This window comes from Desulfothermus naphthae (genome assembly GCF_054657475.1).
On the sequence record NZ_BAAHYQ010000003.1, the window covers coordinates 913,085 to 933,205 of the forward strand.

Sequence of the window (20,121 nt, forward strand, 5' to 3'; positions counted from 1 at the left end):
AAACATTATCTTATGATGCAAATTTTAGGTTTATGTTGTTCTCTTTATAATAGTTTGGATAAACCATTCTTCCTGAATATTTTAGATCGTATCCTTCAAAATTTTTCAAAAGATTTCTAAAATCTTCCTCATGTAGAAGACTTAATAGAGTTTGTATATGTTGATCAAAAAATCTATCTCTATCTATAATAAAATCAAATCTTTCCCAATGGAAAGGGATAAAATCAAGCCCCAAAATGCCAGCTACAGCTCTTATTCCAGGTCCAGCATCGGCCTTTTGGGTTAATATCTCGATCCCTACTTCAAGATGAGTCTTTTTTTCATTATTGTAACCTTCTATAGAAGCTGGCTCTATTCCAACCTTTTTCAACTCTTGATCAAACCAAAGTCTTGTTCCAGTACCTTTAGGTCTGTTTACTATTTTGACATCTTTAGATACCAAATCTTCTAGTCCTTTTATATTTTTGGGATTTCCCTTTGCTACAATAAGTCCTTGTTTTCTGAGGCAGAAGTTGACCACAGCAGGCATCTGTTTCATTTCTTGAAATATATAATCAAAATTAAATTCTTTTTTATCCTCTTGTAAAAGATGGCTTGTTGCTATATGACAATTCCCCATTTTTAAAGCTCTTATCCCACCCATACTTCCTACATTGGCAAATGCAGTGATATAATCAGGATACTTCTTCATGAAGATTTGAAGAAACTTATCTAACAAAATATCATTGCTTCCAGCAATTACTATCAGAGAACAAGTAATATTAAAAACTTTTTTTAATGGATAATTAATAGTATTATTTTCTATCCATCGTTCTACAAGGTGTTTAGGAAAAAGCCATTTACCCGTGACCTTTGTGGCAGGAAGACCTTGTTCTTCAATTAAAGTATAAACTTTTTTTTCATTTATATGTAAAAAATTTGCAAGTTCTTTTGTGGTTAATAATTCATCCATTTTATCCTCTTTTTAAGTTTTTGAGATAATTCTTTTGTCATATTTAAAATTTTGACCAAATAATATCTACCCTCCCAACTTGAGGTGAAAATTTTATTCCGTTCACTGTTCACTGTCACTTCATAATATACAGCTCTTACAATTCAACTTGTTTTAATTTTTCCTCAAATTCAGATAAAGACTCTACTCTAATAGCCAGTTTAAGTAGGCTTTTTAAAACCTCTCTATTTACAATTCCCTTAATTTTAACAGACAAATCTGGTTTAATGAGTCCAAATCTCTCTATCAAGGCCTCGAGAACCATTTCCTGGGCATCTAAAATCATGCCTTCCATCCGTCCTTCCCTCTGTCCTTCTATTCGCCCTTCTATTCGCCCTTCCATACGACCTTCTATCCGTCCTTGTTCTATCCATTTTTCAGCAAGTGTTGGCATAATGTTAGCCTCCTTTTTTATCTGTTTTATTGCTTCTGTTATATCTTTTTCGTCTATTTTATCACTAGCACTGGCTATATAGGAGAGAAGTGTTTCTAGATATTGAAGAGGTGTATTGCTCTCACCAAGGTCTTTAAAAAGACTAAAAATTCGCTTTAGATATTTGCCTGGTTCAGGTGTTGTAAGATATTTAAGAGCCATTAAAGTTGCTTGTAATATCACCTTTCCTTTGATCTCTTCATCTGATATAGTGGATAGGTCGTAAAGCAGGTAATTAAAGTCTGGTATATAAATATCTAACTCTTTTTCAATCTCTCCAAAAAGATCGGAAAAGTTTGTTTTTATTGTCCATTTTCTGTGACCATTGTAGATGACTAATGGGATAATAACAGGTAAAGTAGAAGATTGATTTTGTTTAAGATATAGATCCCAGATTTTGACCATGTATCTGAGAAGTTGCAAAGCAGTAAATCTTTGCGGGATGCTTTTGTGCTCAAAAAGCAAATAAATAAATCCATCTCTAGAACTTATTTGAACTTCATAGAGTAAATCAGAGAAATGTGTTTTTAAATTTTCATCCACAAAGGAGTCTTTGACAATAGTAAGAGAATCAAAATCAATTAATTTGCAGATATTTTGAGGCAAATAATTTTTTAAGAAATCTTCAGCCTGCTCTTTATGAGAAAAGACTTCCTTTACAAAGACATCATGGGGATTTTGGATGTATTTTTTGTCCATAAATCTTTTTATAAAACACCTTTTATAAGGTTGGCAAGAGGAGTTTTGTATGGATTTTCAAATTCACAATTAGTTGTTAATTTTCCAAAACAATAAAAAAGGACGCAGATATTATGTCAACACTTACTGAAAAGCAAGCACTATACAAGGTATTAGCCCTAGGCAAAAGAAACGCACCTACAATACAAGAACTTTCTCCTTATTTGCTCTTAGCCTGTCTATGCCAGATTAAAGTTGAATATTTCTCCAAACATAGATAAGTTCATTATAACATTTTATCAACTTATTATGAAAGCTTAGGGGGAGGCAGATAAATGGATAAACTGTGTGTAAAAGTGAAAATGCTTACTCCTATTTGGACTGGTGGTGTGGATGGAAAAATGGATCGTATCCACGAGACAGGTATTTTGGGAGGTTTGCGCTGGTGGTTCGAGGCAATTGTGCGTGGACTTGGAGAATATGCATGTGATCCAGTAGGGGACAATAAGTGTCGGTACGATACGAAAGATTCGCGACCTCCTAAAGAACAACTTTGTCCTGCGTGTTATTCTTTCGGTACCACGGGTTGGAAACGACAGTTTTGGTTGGAGATAGTAGATCATCAAACAGAATGTATTTTGCAATCAGAGGATAAAATACTTAACATTCGTCTACCACGCCGGACTCGAGGATGGTATTTACCAGCGGGAAATATGGGAAAGTTTACATTGAAATTCATCGGCGACCCAAAATCACTTTCTTTAATGGCAGCTTTATTACTTTTTCTGGAAAAATGGGGTAATTTGGGAGCAAAACCACAATTGGGATACGGCATATTTATGATAGAAAACCGAGATGAGGTGATTGAATGGGCATACAGCAAAAGTGATGCTAAACCTATGTGGAATTGGAAAGTTTTTAGCAATGATAATTCGAATAAGGACCTACCTGATTTGAGGCAGTTTGGATTTTTTAAGTATAGATTTAAACCAACACAACCAGGGTGGTGGACACGGGTTCCTGGTCTTAGCAGGGTATCAACAAAAATTCAGCCTATCATTAGCCAATACCAAACTGTGCCGGTTAGTCCTTCTTTGAAAAACGAGTGGCGTTTCAATCAATGGAACCGTAAATGGGGAGATGAACGAGAAATTTTTGGGGTTATGCAACCTGGTGGTAATAGACTCCGCAGCAAAGTGGCAGTAAGCTGGGCATATAAAACTGATGGAGTGTGGGAAGTTCGAGGATGGGTATGGCTAAAATCACCTAAGTGGGCTAATAAAGTATGGGATATTCTTAGCAACAAGCAGATCTGGCAAACTATTTTAAATGCACATGGTCAGATAGATACCTATAAGCCAACATCTTCCAAGGATGTTTTAGAAATACTGGAGGGGACCAAATGATTCATCGTTTAATTATTCATCGTTTTCGAGGCATTAGAGAAGGGGTTTTGGATAACTTGGGGAAAATTAATCTTCTTATTGGTCCAAACAACAGTGGGAAAACAGCTGTTTTAGAGATGCTCTATTTAAGTGCTCTTGCACATCGGCCCTGTTCGTTTGTCAATCCTAATTTAGAACCCAGCGCTTGGCCAGCTAAAACTCTGGATATCTATGATTTCTTAGGTTTAGAGCCATTACCTCGTCTGCGGCAACGTCATGGAGAAGCCAAAACATGGAAAGACTCTCCTGCTGATATAAGCATTGATGGTGGTAGTCTGGTTATTACACTGCCAGATGTCCCTGAAGACTATCCACTGCGAGAATTTGAGCTGACTGCTCCGCTTGACACTCCTGGACGCCGTAGAGCCTTCTCTCAAAAGGATGTTCAGAGGATATCCATGTTTCAATTAGAGCCATGGGAAAATTACTCGTTTCCTGCCAACTTGATCCCGCCAGTCTTTCAAAAATACAATGCGCGTTTAGAAAATGGAGGCTGGAATTATCTCTGGGAAGATGCATGGGTATACCGTTGGGAAAAAGCGGAAGGGATAGACTATTTTTCCGTTTGGGCTATAGAAGGTATGCAACCCAAGCATGTGGTTTTATTTGACTTTCATATGGCAGAGCAACACTTTACTGAATGGTTTGGAAGTGGAAACTATGAAGAGATACCAGATTGGAAGAAAAAAATTACCCAAAGTCTCGTTCTCATTTTTCCAGAGCTTAAAGGATCTGCTGTATCTATTGGGCCCAAAAAAGGAAAGAATTGGACAGGATTTATAGAATTTGCAGGAAAGACACCACTTCCCATTGACTATTTTGGAGACGGTGCCCGTCATGCATTTAAGGTACTGGCTTCTTTGATTGCTTTATCAGAAAAAGTGGATGAAAAGCATCTGGGTCTTTTCCTGTGGGAAGATCCGGAGTTATTTATGCATCCGGCTACTCTGGGACGACTGTTAGAAGAGGTGTGGAATCTTGTGTCAAAAAAGCCAGTTCAGGTTTTTATTACGACCCAAAGCTTAGAAGTTATCGCATGGATGGCCAATCTTTTTAGGAATGCAAAAAAGCAGCAAGACATTCTTCGTTTCTATTCTCTTAATTTGCATAAGGGGAGATTAGAAGTGCATCCGTTTGGCGTTGAAACTGTGATAGATTGGTTGAAAGGTGGCTTAGACCTCCGAGAAATTGACACTGGTCTTGTTGAGAATTTTCCTCTCACGTGGAAACTTTCTTCTGAAACATCTGAAACAGGAGGAGCGCCATGGTAATGGTATATTGTGAAGGACCAACAGAGTGGTATGTAGTTCGCAAACTGAATAAATTCGGAATTCTGAAAAACAATTCTATTATAAAGATAGATGATGCAAACGAACATATAAAAAATAATCCACGCTCCATAACTTCTCAGTTCTTAGAGAAGCTACCACGGCTCTGGACAAAGTTTCTTTTAATCTATGACCAAGAAGACCATCCAACTCCTCAAGATTTTGTTGATTCGAAGTTTGCTCATTTAGATCCTTGGAATCGAGTTACTAATAATATCTTTCGTAAAAACCTAAACGGGCGCATAATTTACCTTCATATTAACACTGCACTATCACCAAACGGATTCAGAGATTTTGATGGATACTTGTGGGATTTAATCAACCGGCTTGGTCCTCAATTGGCTCAATTTTTGTTTAATTTACTTCCACAATACATACGCAATTCAAGCTCGCGTCCCAATATTTACAACAACATACACCGAATAGGAACGACAGAAATACCTAAACTTATGCAAGATAAAGGGTTCTCTATACAACGTTCGAAAGGACTCCTTTATGCTTACATTACGGCCCTACAAATGTCAAAGTCGCATGTGTGGTTTGCTGAAAAGTTGATTGAAGTTACTGCGCAAAACGGATATACGAATAAAATTGAGCAATCTTTCGTTACTTTGATAGATGCATGGGATCGATTACTTAGGGAGTAGACTCATGAAGTATGAATATCACGCGTATTTTGCCTTTGTACTGAAGGATAGCACCACTCAAGCCTATGCAATTGATTATCTTGTAGGGAAATCTTCAAATCCACCTCTTCAATGGAAAGAAATTGCTTTCATAAAAGATGACTATGCACGTCTTGAAATTCTGGCTCAAGCACGGGTTACTGGCCATAAAGAATCCGTGCGAATGGGGTCAAGAAAAGACCCTACAGGTTTGTATTACTGGATAAAACATCGCAGTGAAAATTTTTTAAAAAGCAGAAGTATATTTATGCATAAAATTTTTGCTACTAATCCTCCTTTACCTGACCTTTCCCTTTTCCCACCCGGCTCTTGGGTCATACAGGTGCATTTTACTCTGCGTAAACCCTACATCAGCAAGGATGATGTGGATTTATATGTCATTGACAACCCTGTGAAAAAAGAATGGATTTTCAAGGTGCCCTATGTAGCTCCCAGCCAGTGGAAAGGGTCGCTCAGGGCGGCGATGCGCAGATTGCGTGGGTACACAACCTGGGAGGAAGAGGCCAAAGATGAGCAAATGGTGCGCCTCTTTGGAAATGTAAAAGGTGAAGAAGCGGATTTTAGCGCCGGCTGCCTCAACTTTTATCCTACTTTTTTCAACCGAATTGACATTGAGGTTATCAATCCTCATCCTCGCGACACAGGCGCAGGCAAGCAACCTATTTACTTCGAGAGCGTGCCTGCGGGCACACCAGGCATCTTTACTTTGCTGTACGTGCCTTTGTATGCTGGATCTAAAGATATAGACACTGCGAAAACCGATTTGCACGCTATCGCACGTGGCATCTGCGCCATGCTCACCGAATATGGCTTTGGTGCTAAAACAAGTAGCGGTTATGGAGTGGTAGATGTAATCAAGAAACAAAGCGCGATCAGAGCTCAAGGCTTCTCAGAAGCAGAAAAAATATTCTGGGAGACATGGAATGGCGAAAATTAAACCTTCAATTGTCCTTGGAAATTCTACGGGATATTACAGGAGGCAAAAGCCGTGGCTGATTTGAAAGATCTTCGGAATAAGCGTGAAGAGATTTTGAAGGCGGAATTGGCTGCATGGTTACATGATTGGCAGAAATGCATTGATATGACTGTAGCTTCCCACTGGAAAAGAAACAAATTTGTTAATCGAAATAAAATTCAAGAATGGAAGAAAAGAGGAAAAGAGTGTGCTCCTAGAAAATTTTCCGAGATATTAGAAAAAAACACGCTTTTTTTGTGTGAGAAGTCAGAAGACTTCAATGTTAAAAATCTAATTGAAATAGGACGTGAACCTAGTAAGGCAGAGAAAAATATTGCCTTTTTAGTAAGAACTCTTGGTCGAGCACACAGAAGCGGACATATTGAAAAGGAACTAGAAGTTAACGAATGTTTAGAGTTAGCGACTGATTGGCTGTCCACTCCTCTTGGTTATGATCATTTACAGCCATCTGGATTTTTATGCCGATTAGTGGAAAAACCTGTCATCAAGGCTCTATCTCAATTTTTTTTCAATCCAAGTTCACAAACCCTGAATAAATTTTTGAAAATTTTAGAACCTATTTTTAAAGAAGCTTGGGGCGACACCCGCTGTCCCATTAACGAGGTCACTCTTTGGGATTGGTCATCCATTGTAGCTGCGCTTTATAAAGCCGAGATTGCCCGATGTGTTCTTACCTGTGAACAACGGAAACCAAAAGATATAAAATGGCGACTCCTTTCCATCCGCACCAACGGTCTAGAATATATTCTCTCTGCACCTTCTATCCCAGATATAAAGGTCCGACAGGAATTGCTCAAAGACGCCTGGAATAAAGTGATGGATCTACTGGAAGTAGAGTATCCCTTGGCTTTGGAAGTCTATCGAGACGAAAACGGCCCTGTCTTTGTTGTGCCAGATATTCACAATCTTTTGGAGCTAACAGATTCGGAGCGTAATTCTCAGAATTCTCAAACTCTCAGAGAACTTATTATGGAGCAATTCCGTGGAGGAATAGTGCGGAACGATCAGAATTTGGCTTTGCAAGGCGAAATTGTACCAGCGTTTTGCTTAGACAAGAATCCTTGGGACGGACAGTCCAAGTTACCGCCCATAGAGAAACACCTTGAAGAAACTCCAGCACTTCAACCTGATCCCCAATGGGTTGCCGAGCAGTGGTGCAATTTCCCAGAACCCCAGGAGCGCTGCTCTATTTGCGGTCTGCGTCCTCAGGAACAATCTCCCACGTCTCAACGCCGCAAGATGTGTGATGTTTGTGAAAAGCGTCGGGAAGGTCGAGCAAAACAGTGGGCAGTCAATATTGGTCGTTCAATGGCTACCATCTGGATCGATGAGGTGGCTGACAAAAACGGTCGTATAGCTCTTCTTGTTAGCACTTTTGACTTAACTCACTGGCTGGAGGGGACATTAGTGCGCACTCTTGCAGTACGAACCCCAAATGATCAGAACGGACATACAGCGGATAAAGTAGCAAAAAATCCTTCCTTTGCTCGCCTTCGCCGTATATGGGAAACCACACGGAAATTCTGGCAAGAAGTTGCTCCTACGAATGAGAAAGGAGACTTGGCTAAATCCTTAATAGGCCAAGTTATTAACAAAAAGCGCTCCCGCGTTTTCCTTAAAGGAATAGTAGAACTAAAGGAAAAGAACCGTATGCTTCCATATCACGCTTACGAACTAGAAATTCAGCACCGTAAAGTGGCTGTGCTCTGGGTGCCGGATGGTGATGTGGATATTCCAGAGAAATATCGTGGTGGCTTTTGGGTGGTTGAGAATTTAGACTATCTGGACAATGTATATGGTCAGTCATTCAGTGATCTCATCCGGTTGCTACAAAAAGAGCAAGTTGGTCTATCTGTTTACGAACCATCTGAATATGGACGTCCGGGCCATCCTGTAGCTACCTTTACTATTTCAAAGGAAAGCGGTGTTCAATATCTGGAAGATAACTACATCCCTTTAATCTCCATTCTTGCAGAGCCACAGGTTTTTATGGCAATTATCCCAGCAGATAAGGCATTTGAAGTTGTGAAAGCTATCAAGACTAAATATGAAAGGGAGATGGGCAAAGTCAGAAATCGCTTGCCCTTACATATCGGAGTTGTATATGCCTATCGTAAGATGCCGCTTAGAGCAATCTTGGATGCAGGCAGAAGGATGCTAAAACAAAAATGGAACTATAAGCAATGGGAAGTTGTAAATCAAGCTCGAAAGTCTGTTGAAAGAGGAGATAAACTTCCTGAAAGTTTGCATGAAGACAAAAACGGTCAGTTTAAGGAATTGTTTGAAATCCTTCTTAAGCAAGGAAATCGCACTTTAACATGGTATATTCCCGCTATTATGGGTGATGGACAGACTGAAGATCGCTGGTATCCCTATGTGTTTCTTAAATCCTTAAGTGAGCCAACTGACCGTAACTGCTACTACAAAGCTAAAAATCCTTGGAACTCAAATCATTCCTGGCTTGTCCATGCAGGTGAGCTGAAGAGTGGTGATAAAATTTATTTTACCCCAGCTACCTTTGATTTTGAATTTCTTGAAACTAATGCTCGCAGGTTTGAAATTGCCTATGATTGTAAAGGCAGGCGTAAAAATTTACTGACAAGACCTTATTTTCTGGATGAAATTGGAATTCTTGAAAAAATTTGGAATTTTATTGCAAAAATTCCAAAGCATCTGGAAGATAAAGTAAAAAAGCCACGCCTAAGTTCTACCCAAATATTCTCCCTCAGAGAAATAATCGAGACAAAGCGTGAGGAGTGGTTTAGTGAGGCTGAGGATTCTTTAAAAGATGAAAGTTTTAAAAAATTTTGTCATAATTTGTTTGTGAACGCCCAATGGCAGTGGAAATGGAGTCAGGATGATCCTGGATGTAATACCGAGGATAAATTCAAGGCAAAGCTTAAATGGCTTACAGATATGGCAGTTTACGGCTATTTTGCCGATGCAGTTTATCTTTTTCATCACATAATGAAGGAAAAATCGGGAGGCAGAGAATGAACATAACAGAGGAAAGGCTCAAAAAAGAGTTAAATAGATGCGTTACTATCCTGAGTGAGAAATACAAGCCTGAACGTATTTTGGTTTTTGGTTCACTTGCGTCGGGTGAGGTTAATGAGAACTCAGATATTGACATGATAATAATAAAATCCACTTCAAAACCATTTCTAAAACGGATAGAAGAAGTGCTTAGAATTCTGAAACCTAAGGAAGTATTTGACATCTTTGTTTATACACCGGATGAATTTAAACGTTTGAGTGAAACTCGACTCTTTTTTAAAAAAGAGATCCTGCCAAAAGCAAAGGAGATATATAATGCAAGAAGAGGTGAAGGCACGGCTAAGGTTCGCTGAAGATGACCTGAAATTGGCTAAGCTTGCTTATAAAGAGAGAATTTACCATCTTTCCTGTTTTCATGCACAGCAATGTGTAGAGAAATCTATTAAAGCTCTTTTCTACTTTTATGATGAGGTTCCTCCAAGAACTCATTCTATAGCCAAATTGATAAGCTTACTTCCTGCTGAGCATCCATTTGTCAATAAAGATATTTTTTTGAAATTTGACATTTATTACATTCCAACACGCTATCCTGATACGTTACCTGGTATGCTTCCAGAAGGTCTTCCAGGAAGAGAGGATTCGGAAGAAGCGATAAAACTTGCTGAGGCATTATTTAATAAAATTTTGGAATTTATTGGATTATAGTATTCCACAAAATATCAAATTTGCGCGATACTGCTTGAGGAGGTAAAAGATGCCTGAAACTTATAGGTTTTTAATTATGACCACTGACCCTGTTCATATAGGAACTGGCGGAATGATGTTGGGGCGTGTGGATAATACAATTGTCAGAGAACCTGGAACAAAACTTCCCAAGATTCCAGCTACTGCTCTTCACGGTGCTATTAGGGCTTATGCTGCAAGAAGATATGGAAAACTACGGTGTGCAGGACAGGGACAGACTGAGCATAGCAATCACTGTGGACTTCAAAAATGTCCTATATGCTATACTTTTGGCTACAGCAAAGGAGGCAAAGACTCTTTCTCTGGTATCGTCTCGATTATGGACGCCAGAATCCTACTCTTTCCAGTCTATTCAATGGTCGGTCCTGTATGGGTAACGAGTGTTGAGGTATTAAGAGATGCCGGTTTTAGCAATAATACTTCTGTCGAAGAGAACAGAGCTAAATGGAGTGGTCTTACTGATGGAGATTTTATAAATCTTGGGTGGTTAATGCTAAAAAAAGAAGAGAATTGGACTCCTCAAGATGATTTAAAAAATAAACTGCCAGAGCCTGTTAAAGATCGTATAGTCCTTGTTTCTTCAAACCTCCTTTCTCAAATCGTTAATTCAAACCTCGAAGTACGCACCTCAGTAGCCATAAACCCTGAAACCGGCGCAGCAGAGGAAGGTGCACTTTTTACCTACGAAGCTATTCCAAGAGCAACATTTCTTTGGTTTGATGTGGTAGTGGATGATTTCAGAAATGCATTTCCATCAAAGAAGATATGGGAAGAACTTTATGAAGAAGTTAAAAAGATTTCTCTCCCTGCGGAAATTACTGAAAATGAGATCGAGGTTGAGAGTGTCTTGAAAAAGTTAGGATATATCAACAAGCGCCCGATTAAAAATAAGGATGAAAGTGAAGCTGAGTTTGCTAAAAGAAAAGATGAATATTGGGAAAAAGTTCAAAGGTCTTACGAGGCACTTAAAAATGTTATGAAAAGTTTAAATTGGAATGCTCCGATAAACATTGTCAACTTTGGTCTTGAATGGGCAGAGCATCTTGGTATCGGCGGTATGGGCACAAGAGGATTTGGGCGGATTAAAAACATTGATTGTTGGAGAGTTAAGGAAGATGTAGGAGGGAAAAGATGAAAAGTCCTAATCTTGATTACATAGCATCCATGACTGCACAAAAAATTTCAGAAATTGTCGGAAAAGTTTTGAATGAAGATGGTAAATCCATTAAGATTGTCAAAAAAGATGACCTTGAAAACATAGCAACAAAAACTCTTGGTGTTCTGCAATCTCAGGGTATTTATGCTGCAATGCTTTTTCTTATGAGCAGAAGTGGAAAAGAAGACTTTGAAGATAAAATGTCGCCAGAGGAAAGATGCGCAACAGAAATAATTTCATGGCTTTATACATTACTAAATCCTGAAAAATTTATTGAAAATTTACCTAGGTATGAAGATTTCTGGCCAGAGAAAAAATTTGGTGAAGTTAACACTTCAAAAACTGAGATACTCCGTGTTGTTTCTGAAATTACAAGTGATCTTAAAAAATTATTGCTCGTGCGGGAGTTGTGGGAACAAATTTTGATTTATGTGCGATTCCACGCAAAAGCATATACTATCTAAAAGAAGCGAGGAGGGGAAAATTGCATGAGCTTCATTCACTATCGTATAATTTTAAAGCTTCTTTCACCTCTTCATATAGGAAAACGGAAATCTCGCAATCTTATGGAAACCCGTGAATATGTGCCTGGCAAAACCCTATGGGGTGCTCTTACTGCAAGGATTACGAGAGATTACTTTGGAAGCAATCCAAAATTATATGAAAAAGTTGGTAATTTCCTTAATGAAAACATCCGCTTTGGTTACCTTTGGCCCTCGTTGGATGGCGAAAAGCCTTATTTTCCATGGAAATATGATGATTTTGATTATCTTTTCAAATTCGGTTATATGGGACAGCCCATTGACTATAACCGAAAGGCAACAGAGGAAGGAGAGCTCTACGAAATCGAATTCATTGCACCGAAAACAAGGCATAATAAGGATGTTTATCTAATAGGGGATTTGTGGGTGAAAGAGCTTAATTATAAGAGTGAAATTGGAATTGAGAAAATCAATTTTAGAAAGGACGATGTGATCCTTTGTTTGGCTAAAGATGAAATTAGCTTAAAAAAGGTTTTTGACTCAATTCGTCTCGGTGGAGAGACAGGATATGGATGGGGAAGGGTTAAGGTTAAATATTTCAGGGAAGATGATAATAGTAAAGCTCTTGGAGGAATCAGAGCAGAGATAATAAATGATGAAGTAGTGCTGATTCTTGAAAAAGGAAATCACCTGACTTCTCATCTCTTAGCAGCTGATCTGAGTTGTCAGGAGTTTAATTTCAAAATACTTTCAGAAAATTTCATTCAAGGAAGCATAGAGCCTTTTACGGGTTATGCTTATACAAAAGAGGGATGGAATATCTCCCATCCTTTCATTTGCTTTGCCCCAGGTTCAGTGGTTAAAATTGATATTAAGGTTAAAGTATCAGTCTTTGGCTTATATCTCTTCATCTCAAAGGTATAATAAATGCCCAGTAAAGGGCCCTTAAAAATCTTCCTCTAAGAAGTTAACCTGCAAAGAAAAGGAACAATATCTACCCTCCTAACTTGAGGTGAAAATTTTATTCTGTTCACTGTTCACTGTCACTTCATAATATACAGCTCTTACAATTCAACTTGTTTTAATTTTTCCTCAAATTCCTGTATGGAATCTACTCTAATGGCCAGTTTATGCAAACTTTTTAAAACCTCTCTATTTACAATTCCCTTAATTTTAACGGATAAATCTGGCTTAATGAGTCCAAACTTCTCTATCAAGGCCTCGAGAACCATTTCCTGGGCCTCTAAAATCATGCCTTCCATCCGTCCTTCCCTCTGTCCTTCTATTCGCCCTTGTTCTATCCATTTTTCTGGATATGAGAAAAGACTTCCTTTACAAAGACATCATGGGGATTTTGGATGTACTTTTTGTGCATAAACTTTATATAAAACACCTTTTATAAGCATGGCAAGGGGAATTTATATAAAGTTATTATTTGGATGGCAAATTTTTAAAACTTTTTAGGGTGAGGAGGGAAGGTTCGTTAACATGGGGGGCAATTTATGAATTGCCCCTACAGTGGTTATCCTAGAGTAGCTAAAAATTATTTGATCAATATTCTCTGGGTAAAAAGTCTAACTGTGATTTTCTAAACACAGGACCATCTTTACACACATAATATGGACCTACATTACATCTGCCGCATATACCAATTCCACACTTCATCCTGTTTTCTAAACTCATTATTATCTGCTCGCCCTTCCATCCAAGTTTATCCAATACAGGTTGGGTAAATTTTATCATTACTGGTGGTCCACAAATTATTGCCGCTGAATTCTCGGGATTTGGAGCTACTTGTTCGGTTATGGTTGGAACAAAGCCAACTAGGCCATCCCATCCCTCTACTTCCCTGTCAATTGTAATATGACAGTCCACATCATCTCTCTTTTGCCACTCACGCCACTGGTCATGGTATAAAAGAAGACCTGGAGTCCTCGCTCCATATATAAATGTTATTTTTCCATATTTAGAACGATTATCTGGATGAAGCAACCACACCATGGTGGATCTTAAAGTTGTTACAGCATAACCACCTGCAATTATAACTATATTCTTGCCTTCAAGATCCTTTAATGGATATGGATGGCCAAGTGGCCCCCTCACTCCCATTATGTCCCCTTCCTGCATAGAATGGAGCTTTGTTGTCACCCTACCTATTCTAAACACAGTAAACAAAAGGTTATCGCCTTCTGTTGGGGAAGATGCTATTCCAATTGGAGACTCACCATAGCCAGGTATGGATAATTCTGCAAATTGACCTGGCATATAATCAAATTTTTTCGCATCTTCCTTATTTATAAATTCCAATTCAAAGGTGCGAAGACTCTTGTCTTCTGTGGCTATCTCTACTTTCTTTATCCTTACTGGATATGGTTTATATGGATTCTTCATAGCCATCTCACTTTTTGTTTTTTTATTTGTTTAAATTATTTACTACATCCCTCACATCTATATTTACAGGACATACTAAAATACACCTACCACATCCAACACAACCTATATCTCCATCTAACTTAAATGGCATGTATTTGAACTTATGCATAAACCTCTGTCTAACCCTGTGTTTTTTAGTTCCCCTTGGATTGTGTCCTGATGCATGTTGGGTAAATAGCCAGCTCATGCATGTGTCCCAAATCCTGACTCGCCTTCCATATTCTCCCTTTGTCTCATCCTGAATATCAAAACAGTGGCAGGTTGGACAATAAAAGGTACATGCACCACAATTTAAACAGGTCTCATACAACCTATCCCAATATGGATGTTCATATACCTCTAATATCTCTCTAGACAAAATATTATCCATTGAGAGTTTAGTTTTTATTTTGTTTTCTGCATTTTCTTTTAGCTCATCTATCTTTTTTACATCCTCATCTGATGCATCATTAAATCCATCCAAGATATCTTTTCCCTTATCAGTAATGGGCTTTAGCAGATACTTATCCCCAAGGTCTATCATAAGCACATCCAGGCCTTGTTCTCCAAAGGGAGAAGAACCTACCTGGGTACAAAAACAGGTTGAAGCAGGATTATTACAGGCAAGTCCAATTAATGTGGTCTTGTCCCTTTTATCCTTCCAGTACACATCCAATGAATCTTCATCTTTCATAAATACCTTATCCAGGATAGAAAATGCCCTTGCATCACAGGGTCGGATATTCAAAATCACTCTATTTTTTTCCAGAGGGGGCACTTCTTTTAAAATAAGCCCATCCTCTGCCCTTGGGTTGTTCTTGAATTCAAACATACATTCTGTTTGAGGGAAAAATAAACCCTTGGGAGACAGGGATGTATTTTTAAAATCAAATAATACATTAGATACATCTTGAACTTCTGACCAAACTACTTCTATACCCTTTTTTACAGGGGCAAAAACATCCCCTAATTTGGATACCTTATCAAAGAGCTCTTTTATGTCTTGTTTTGCCAAATATTTATATCCCATAGCTAATTTCCTTTTTATGGGGTTATAAATTCTTCTGGGTCATCGGGCCTATACACACTAAGAGGTGGAGTTGCGCCTATCTCCAATCCTGGTACATAGTTATACATCTGCCTTATGTCTTTTTCTATCTTAGAGGTGAGCACTCTCATCTTTATGCCCATTGGACAGGCAGACTCACAGGCTCCACAATCTACGCATCTTCCAGCACAGTGAAATGCCCGCAAGATATGGAATGTATAAACATCTGCCTCATCATGGGTCTTACCACACCACTGGGGTCTGGACTCATCTACAAAACACTCAGCACAATAACATAGGGGGCATGCATTCCTGCATGCATAACATCTAATACATTCCTTAAATGTATCTTTAAACTTCTCCCACCTCTCATCAATAGAGAGTTTTTCCCAGGGAGCAGCAACTTGATCTATATCACCACCACCTGTGTCTTCGCCTTTTTCTCCTATAAACTCATCATATAAAACCGCATTTCTATGAATACAGGTAAGACAATTTTGTCTTAATACCTCTTTTTTATTTATGGCCTCTTCAAATCCATCACCTCTAACAATGATCTTATCCCCTTGTTCCTCAGCTTCCACAATTTCTCTGCCACCTATTTTTTCATAAACCTTCCATCTATCCACCATTCCAGGAGACCATATACCTAAGATATACACATTTTCTCTTTTTACCTGATTCTCATTTATAAGCCCCACAATAGATCTGCTAACACATCCTTGCGCAACTACTGCTACTTTATCCTGTCTTTTAATTAGAAACTTTGCCAGATTTTTGGTACAAAAGCTAGACCAGATTAAATTATCACAATCTTCCTCTGTATAAGCAAAATATGGGGCGTCAACCAAAGGAATTGTGCCTTTTCTGTAACCAAGGACACAATCTACCTTCTTGTCCTTTAAAAGACGTTTTGCCGTGTCTCTTAATTGTTTTGTATATTCAGCTAACATATATCCTCCTACAACCTTGCCCTCAAGTTTATAAGTTTAAGGCAACGGGACTTAAATTCTTTATTAGTTTATTTTTCTTCATTGCAGGACCGACTTTCTTAACAGTTTCCACTATTTGCTTGGCCTTTTCCTGAAATTTCCCTGCCTCTGCTGATGATATCCAGGTAAAATGTAATCTCTCAGGTTCAATCCCAATATACTCAAGTAAGTTCTTTAATACAGCGAACCGCCGTCTGGCGTACAGATTGCCACTAATATAGTGGCAGTCGCCTGGATGGCAGCCAGATACCCATACACCATCTACACCCTGTCTAAAGGCCTGTAGAATAAATTTTGGGCCCATACTTCCAGAGCAGGGCACCCTTATGATCCTGATATTTGCAGGATATTCCATCCTGCTAACACCAGCTAAATCAGCTGCCCCATAACTACACCAGTTACATAAAAATGCAACTATCTTTGGTTCAAAGTTTGTCATCTTGGCTTCTCCTGGTAATTAAGTTTTTTATTTTAACAGGACCTTAAAAGAAACATATTACCTCTTTTTAAGGCCCTGATATTTAGTTCAAGCTTAAACAGCAATGGCCTCTATCATTGCATAAACATGCTGATTTTCCATACCCTTTAAGGAAATCGCTCCAGACCTGCACGATGCCATACACAGGCCACAACCCTTACACAAAGCTGGATTTATCTCTGCCTTGCCCTGATTTGGTCCTTCCTCTTCCACTATCCTGGGTGCTGAATAGGGACAAATCGTTACGCAAACACCACAACCAACGCACTTTCTTGGATCAACCACAGAGACTTCACCACTGGAGAATATCTTTTTCTTGGCAAGTAAGGTAATTGCCCTTGCTGAAGCAGCTAGTCCCTGGGCAATAGACTCGTCTATTGATTTTGGATAGTGTGCAAGACCACACAAGTATACTCCATCTGTGGCAAATTCTGCAGGACCAAGTTTTGCGTGCTTTTCAACAAAAAATCCATCTTCATTTAATGGGAGTTTATAAAATTGGGCAAGTTTTTCATCCTTATAGGGAACTATAGCTGTAGCAAGGGTTAAAAGATCGGTCTCTATTTCAAGGGGCAAGCCTGTAATATGATCTTTTACTTTTACAATTAGGTTATCTCCATCTTTAGTCACAACAGGCTTTTCATCCACATTGTACCTTATAAAGATAACCCCTTTTCTTCTTGCCTCTTCATATAAATACTCCCTCTCACCATAGGTCCTTATATCCCTGTATAAGATAAATACCTTTGCATCTGGATTTCTCTTCTTAATCTCAAGTGCACTCTCAATTGAGTGGGAACAACATACCCTGGAACAATAGGGCCTATCCTTTTCCCTTGAGCCAACACATTGGATAAATACTGCTGTATTTACATCTTTTAATTTAGGCTCATCATCCATAAACATCTTATCAAGCTCAAGGTGGGTCTTTATCCTATCATCTTGTCCATACAAATACTCATTTGGCTGATATTCTGCTCCACCTGTTGCAATTATTGTAACACCATGCTCTATGATCTCTTCTCCAGAGGTATTTTTTATTGTTGTCTTAAAATTACCAACAAAGCCATCAACATCTATTATCTCACTATTTAAATGGATATAGAGATTGTCTAATGAGTTTGCCTCATTAATTAGGCTATTTAAGCCTTCTTTTACAGACTCTTCTGTCCAAGTCTTATATAGTTTTAGGGCATTTCCACCAAGCTTGTCTGTTCTTTCCACAATATGGGTCTCGTATCCCTGTTTAGCGAGATTTATTGCAGCACTGAGTCCTGCAACACCACCGCCTATAACCAGGGCCCTTTGATCTATATTTAGCTCAATTTCCTCAAGAGGCTCTTTGTAAATTACCTTATTTACTGCCATTCTCACCAATTCTTTGGCCTTTTGTGTGGCAATTTCTGGATTATATCTATGTACCCAGGAGTCTTCATTTCTAATATTTGCCATCTCAAATACGTATTTATTAAGGCTAGCTTTTATCAATGTCTCCTGAAATAGAGCTTGATGGGTTTTAGGAGAACATGAAGCTACCACTACTCTTGTGAGTTGTTTTTGTTTTATAATTTCAGTTATTCTATCCTGGGTATCCTGGGAACAGGTATACATGTTGTCTTCTACGTGAACAACATAAGGCAAAGTGGCTGCATAATCCCTCACAGCATCAACATCTATAACTCCTGCGATGTTTGTTCCACACCTGCATACAAACACGCCTATACGTGGAGGTTCCCCAATTATGTTCCTCTCTGGTAATTTTTCTATTTCTTTAGTTTGGGTAAAACGCACATCACTTAAAAGTGCTGATGCTGCTGCAGCTGCTGCAGAACCATCTATTACTGTTAAGGGAATATCCTTTGGTCCTTGAAAGGCACCACAAACAAATATTCCCTCTTTGGATGTGGAAACAGGCTTAAAACTGGAGGTTTGACAGAACTTACCCTTGGTTAATTCCACTCCTAAAACCGAGGCAAGTTCAATAGAATCTTTAGCAGTTTCAAGACCAACAGATAGCACTATCATATCATATTGTTCTTCTTTCATCTCTCCAGATTCATCAAAATATCTCACAATAAGGTCATCACTTCCAGGAACCGGGTCTATGGTGTGGATTCTGGATCTGATAAACTTTACTCCATGTTTTTCTTTGGCCTGTTCATAGTATCTTTCAAAGTCTTTTCCATAGGTGCGCATATCCATGTAAAAGATTGCGCATTCAAGGTCTGAACCTGCATGTTCTTTGGCAATTACTGCCTCTTTTATCGCGTACATACAACATACTGAAGAACAATATCCATGCTCACATCTATTTATATCTCTGGATCCCACACACTGAAGCCATGCAATCTTTTTGGGCTCTTTGTGGTCTGATGGTCTAACTAGATGGCCACCTGTTGGACCAGATGCAGAAAGGATCCTTTCAAACTGCATTGCTGTAACCACATTTGGAAGCAATCCATATCCATAGTTATCCAATCCCTTGGGATTATAAGGATTGAAACCAGGGGCCAGAACTACTGCTCCTACCTCTAAAATCTCCTCTTCTTTTTGCTGTGCATGGGTCTCTAAGGTTACAGCACCTGCTCCACAGGCCTTTACACACTGAAAACATTCACAACAATAACTACAATTAATACATCTTTCTGCTTCTTTGCGTCCCTCTTCTTCTGTTAATCCAAGTTCCACTTCCTTAAAATTGCCCTTTCTCTCTTCAACTGGAAGCTCCCTTTCTTTGGCCCTTTCCTTAGGAGATTCTGTCTCTGGAATTGGTCTATATTCAAAATTCTCATCTATCTTTTTGGGTTCTCTGCCTGCTTCCAAATCTTCTCCATTTAAATACCTCTCTATTGAAATAGCTACTTCTTTTCCTGCTGCCACCGCACCAATTACTATCCAGGGACCACTTTGACAATCACCACCAGCAAATACGCCTTCCCTGTTAGTTGCATAGGAAATAGAATTGGTCTCTATTGTAGACCATCTGGTAAAATCTATCCCAGTTACATCTTCTAAACATGATATATCTGGCCTCTGACCAATTGCAGCTGCTATCTGATCTACCTCTAAATCAAATTCACTATCTGGTATTGGAATTGGACGCCTTCTTCCAGATGAATCAGGCTCACCTAATTCCATCTTAATGCATCTCAATCCAACAACCTTTCCATTTTCATGTAAAACTTCCTGAGGTGCAGCTAGAAATAGAAAATTAACTCCTTCTTCCTTTGCTGCCTTTACTTCTTCTGGCAAGGCAGGCATCTCTTTTTCTGTCC

General features: G+C 38.8%; 18 protein-coding genes. 10 read left to right on the top strand and 8 right to left on the bottom strand.

Features of this window, described 5'->3' with window-relative positions; translation table 11 throughout:
• Positions 1-10 precede the first annotated feature (10 nt).
• Complete coding sequence (locus tag ACYQ1E_RS16180) at positions 11-952, bottom strand: substrate-binding domain-containing protein (RefSeq protein ID WP_459881731.1); 942 nt, start codon at positions 950-952, stop codon at positions 11-13.
• 136 nt (positions 953-1,088) lie between these two features.
• Positions 1,089-2,123 carry an Rpn family recombination-promoting nuclease/putative transposase gene (locus ACYQ1E_RS16185; protein WP_459881734.1) on the bottom strand — a complete coding sequence of 345 codons (1,035 nt, stop codon included), beginning with the start codon at positions 2,121-2,123 and terminating at the stop codon, positions 1,089-1,091.
• 314 nt (positions 2,124-2,437) lie between these two features.
• Between ACYQ1E_RS16185 and cmr1 the strand changes: the two genes are divergently transcribed.
• Genes cmr1 through ACYQ1E_RS16235 form a run of 10 tightly spaced genes read left to right on the top strand, consistent with a single transcriptional unit; the run spans position 2,438 to position 12,840 of the window.
• Complete coding sequence (gene cmr1, locus ACYQ1E_RS16190; RefSeq protein WP_459881737.1) at positions 2,438-3,508, top strand: type III-B CRISPR module RAMP protein Cmr1; 1,071 nt, start codon at positions 2,438-2,440, stop codon at positions 3,506-3,508.
• The gene (locus tag ACYQ1E_RS16195) at positions 3,505-4,818 is read left to right on the top strand and encodes an ATP-binding protein (RefSeq protein ID WP_459881740.1); all 1,314 of its coding nucleotides are present in this window, start codon (positions 3,505-3,507) and stop codon (positions 4,816-4,818) included. Before cmr1 ends, ACYQ1E_RS16195 begins: the two co-directional genes overlap by 4 nt.
• Positions 4,812-5,522 (top strand): hypothetical protein, encoded by a 711-nt coding sequence (locus ACYQ1E_RS16200; RefSeq protein ID WP_459881743.1) that lies wholly within the window; start codon positions 4,812-4,814, stop codon positions 5,520-5,522. Before ACYQ1E_RS16195 ends, ACYQ1E_RS16200 begins: the two co-directional genes overlap by 7 nt.
• Before the next feature lie 4 nt (positions 5,523-5,526).
• Positions 5,527-6,498, top strand: a complete 972-nt coding sequence (locus ACYQ1E_RS16205) for an RAMP superfamily CRISPR-associated protein (protein ID WP_459881746.1) — start codon at positions 5,527-5,529, stop codon at positions 6,496-6,498.
• Positions 6,499-6,549: 51 nt separating this feature from the next.
• On the top strand, positions 6,550-9,534 hold the full coding sequence (locus ACYQ1E_RS16210) for a CRISPR-associated protein Csx11 (RefSeq protein WP_459881749.1): 2,985 nt from the start codon (positions 6,550-6,552) through the stop codon (positions 9,532-9,534).
• Positions 9,531-9,887: a nucleotidyltransferase domain-containing protein gene (locus ACYQ1E_RS16215; RefSeq protein WP_459881752.1), complete on the top strand. Its 357-nt coding sequence runs from the start codon at positions 9,531-9,533 to the stop codon at positions 9,885-9,887. Before ACYQ1E_RS16210 ends, ACYQ1E_RS16215 begins: the two co-directional genes overlap by 4 nt.
• Positions 9,850-10,239, top strand: a complete 390-nt coding sequence (locus ACYQ1E_RS16220) for a HEPN domain-containing protein (RefSeq protein WP_459881755.1) — start codon at positions 9,850-9,852, stop codon at positions 10,237-10,239. Before ACYQ1E_RS16215 ends, ACYQ1E_RS16220 begins: the two co-directional genes overlap by 38 nt.
• Before the next feature lie 49 nt (positions 10,240-10,288).
• A complete protein-coding gene (cmr4, locus tag ACYQ1E_RS16225; protein WP_459881758.1) occupies positions 10,289-11,413 on the top strand; it encodes a type III-B CRISPR module RAMP protein Cmr4 in 1,125 nt (374 codons plus the stop codon).
• Positions 11,410-11,898: a hypothetical protein gene (locus tag ACYQ1E_RS16230; protein WP_459881761.1), complete on the top strand. Its 489-nt coding sequence runs from the start codon at positions 11,410-11,412 to the stop codon at positions 11,896-11,898. Before cmr4 ends, ACYQ1E_RS16230 begins: the two co-directional genes overlap by 4 nt.
• Positions 11,899-11,922: 24 nt before the next feature.
• Positions 11,923-12,840 carry an RAMP superfamily CRISPR-associated protein gene (locus ACYQ1E_RS16235; RefSeq protein ID WP_459881764.1) on the top strand — a complete coding sequence of 306 codons (918 nt, stop codon included), beginning with the start codon at positions 11,923-11,925 and terminating at the stop codon, positions 12,838-12,840.
• Between the two features lie 140 nt (positions 12,841-12,980).
• Here the strand turns inward: ACYQ1E_RS16235 and ACYQ1E_RS16240 are convergent, their stop codons facing one another.
• From ACYQ1E_RS16240 to ACYQ1E_RS16265, 6 genes are all read right to left on the bottom strand, one after another.
• Entirely contained in the window at positions 12,981-13,178 is a 198-nt protein-coding gene (locus tag ACYQ1E_RS16240) for a hypothetical protein (RefSeq protein ID WP_459881767.1), read from the bottom strand.
• 289 nt (positions 13,179-13,467) lie between these two features.
• Positions 13,468-14,307 carry an FAD/NAD(P)-binding protein gene (locus ACYQ1E_RS16245; protein WP_459881770.1) on the bottom strand — a complete coding sequence of 280 codons (840 nt, stop codon included), beginning with the start codon at positions 14,305-14,307 and terminating at the stop codon, positions 13,468-13,470.
• 22 nt (positions 14,308-14,329) lie between these two features.
• Positions 14,330-15,358, bottom strand: a complete 1,029-nt coding sequence (locus ACYQ1E_RS16250; RefSeq protein WP_459881773.1) for a 4Fe-4S dicluster domain-containing protein — start codon at positions 15,356-15,358, stop codon at positions 14,330-14,332.
• A 14-nt stretch (positions 15,359-15,372) separates the two neighbouring features.
• Positions 15,373-16,329: a (Fe-S)-binding protein gene (locus tag ACYQ1E_RS16255; protein WP_459879342.1), complete on the bottom strand. Its 957-nt coding sequence runs from the start codon at positions 16,327-16,329 to the stop codon at positions 15,373-15,375.
• Between the two features lie 28 nt (positions 16,330-16,357).
• A complete protein-coding gene (locus tag ACYQ1E_RS16260) occupies positions 16,358-16,807 on the bottom strand; it encodes a hydrogenase iron-sulfur subunit (RefSeq protein WP_459879340.1) in 450 nt (149 codons plus the stop codon).
• A 93-nt stretch (positions 16,808-16,900) separates the two neighbouring features.
• The coding region (locus tag ACYQ1E_RS16265) for an FAD-dependent oxidoreductase (RefSeq protein WP_459881776.1) at positions 16,901-20,121 on the bottom strand (3,221 nt) is incomplete at its 5' end.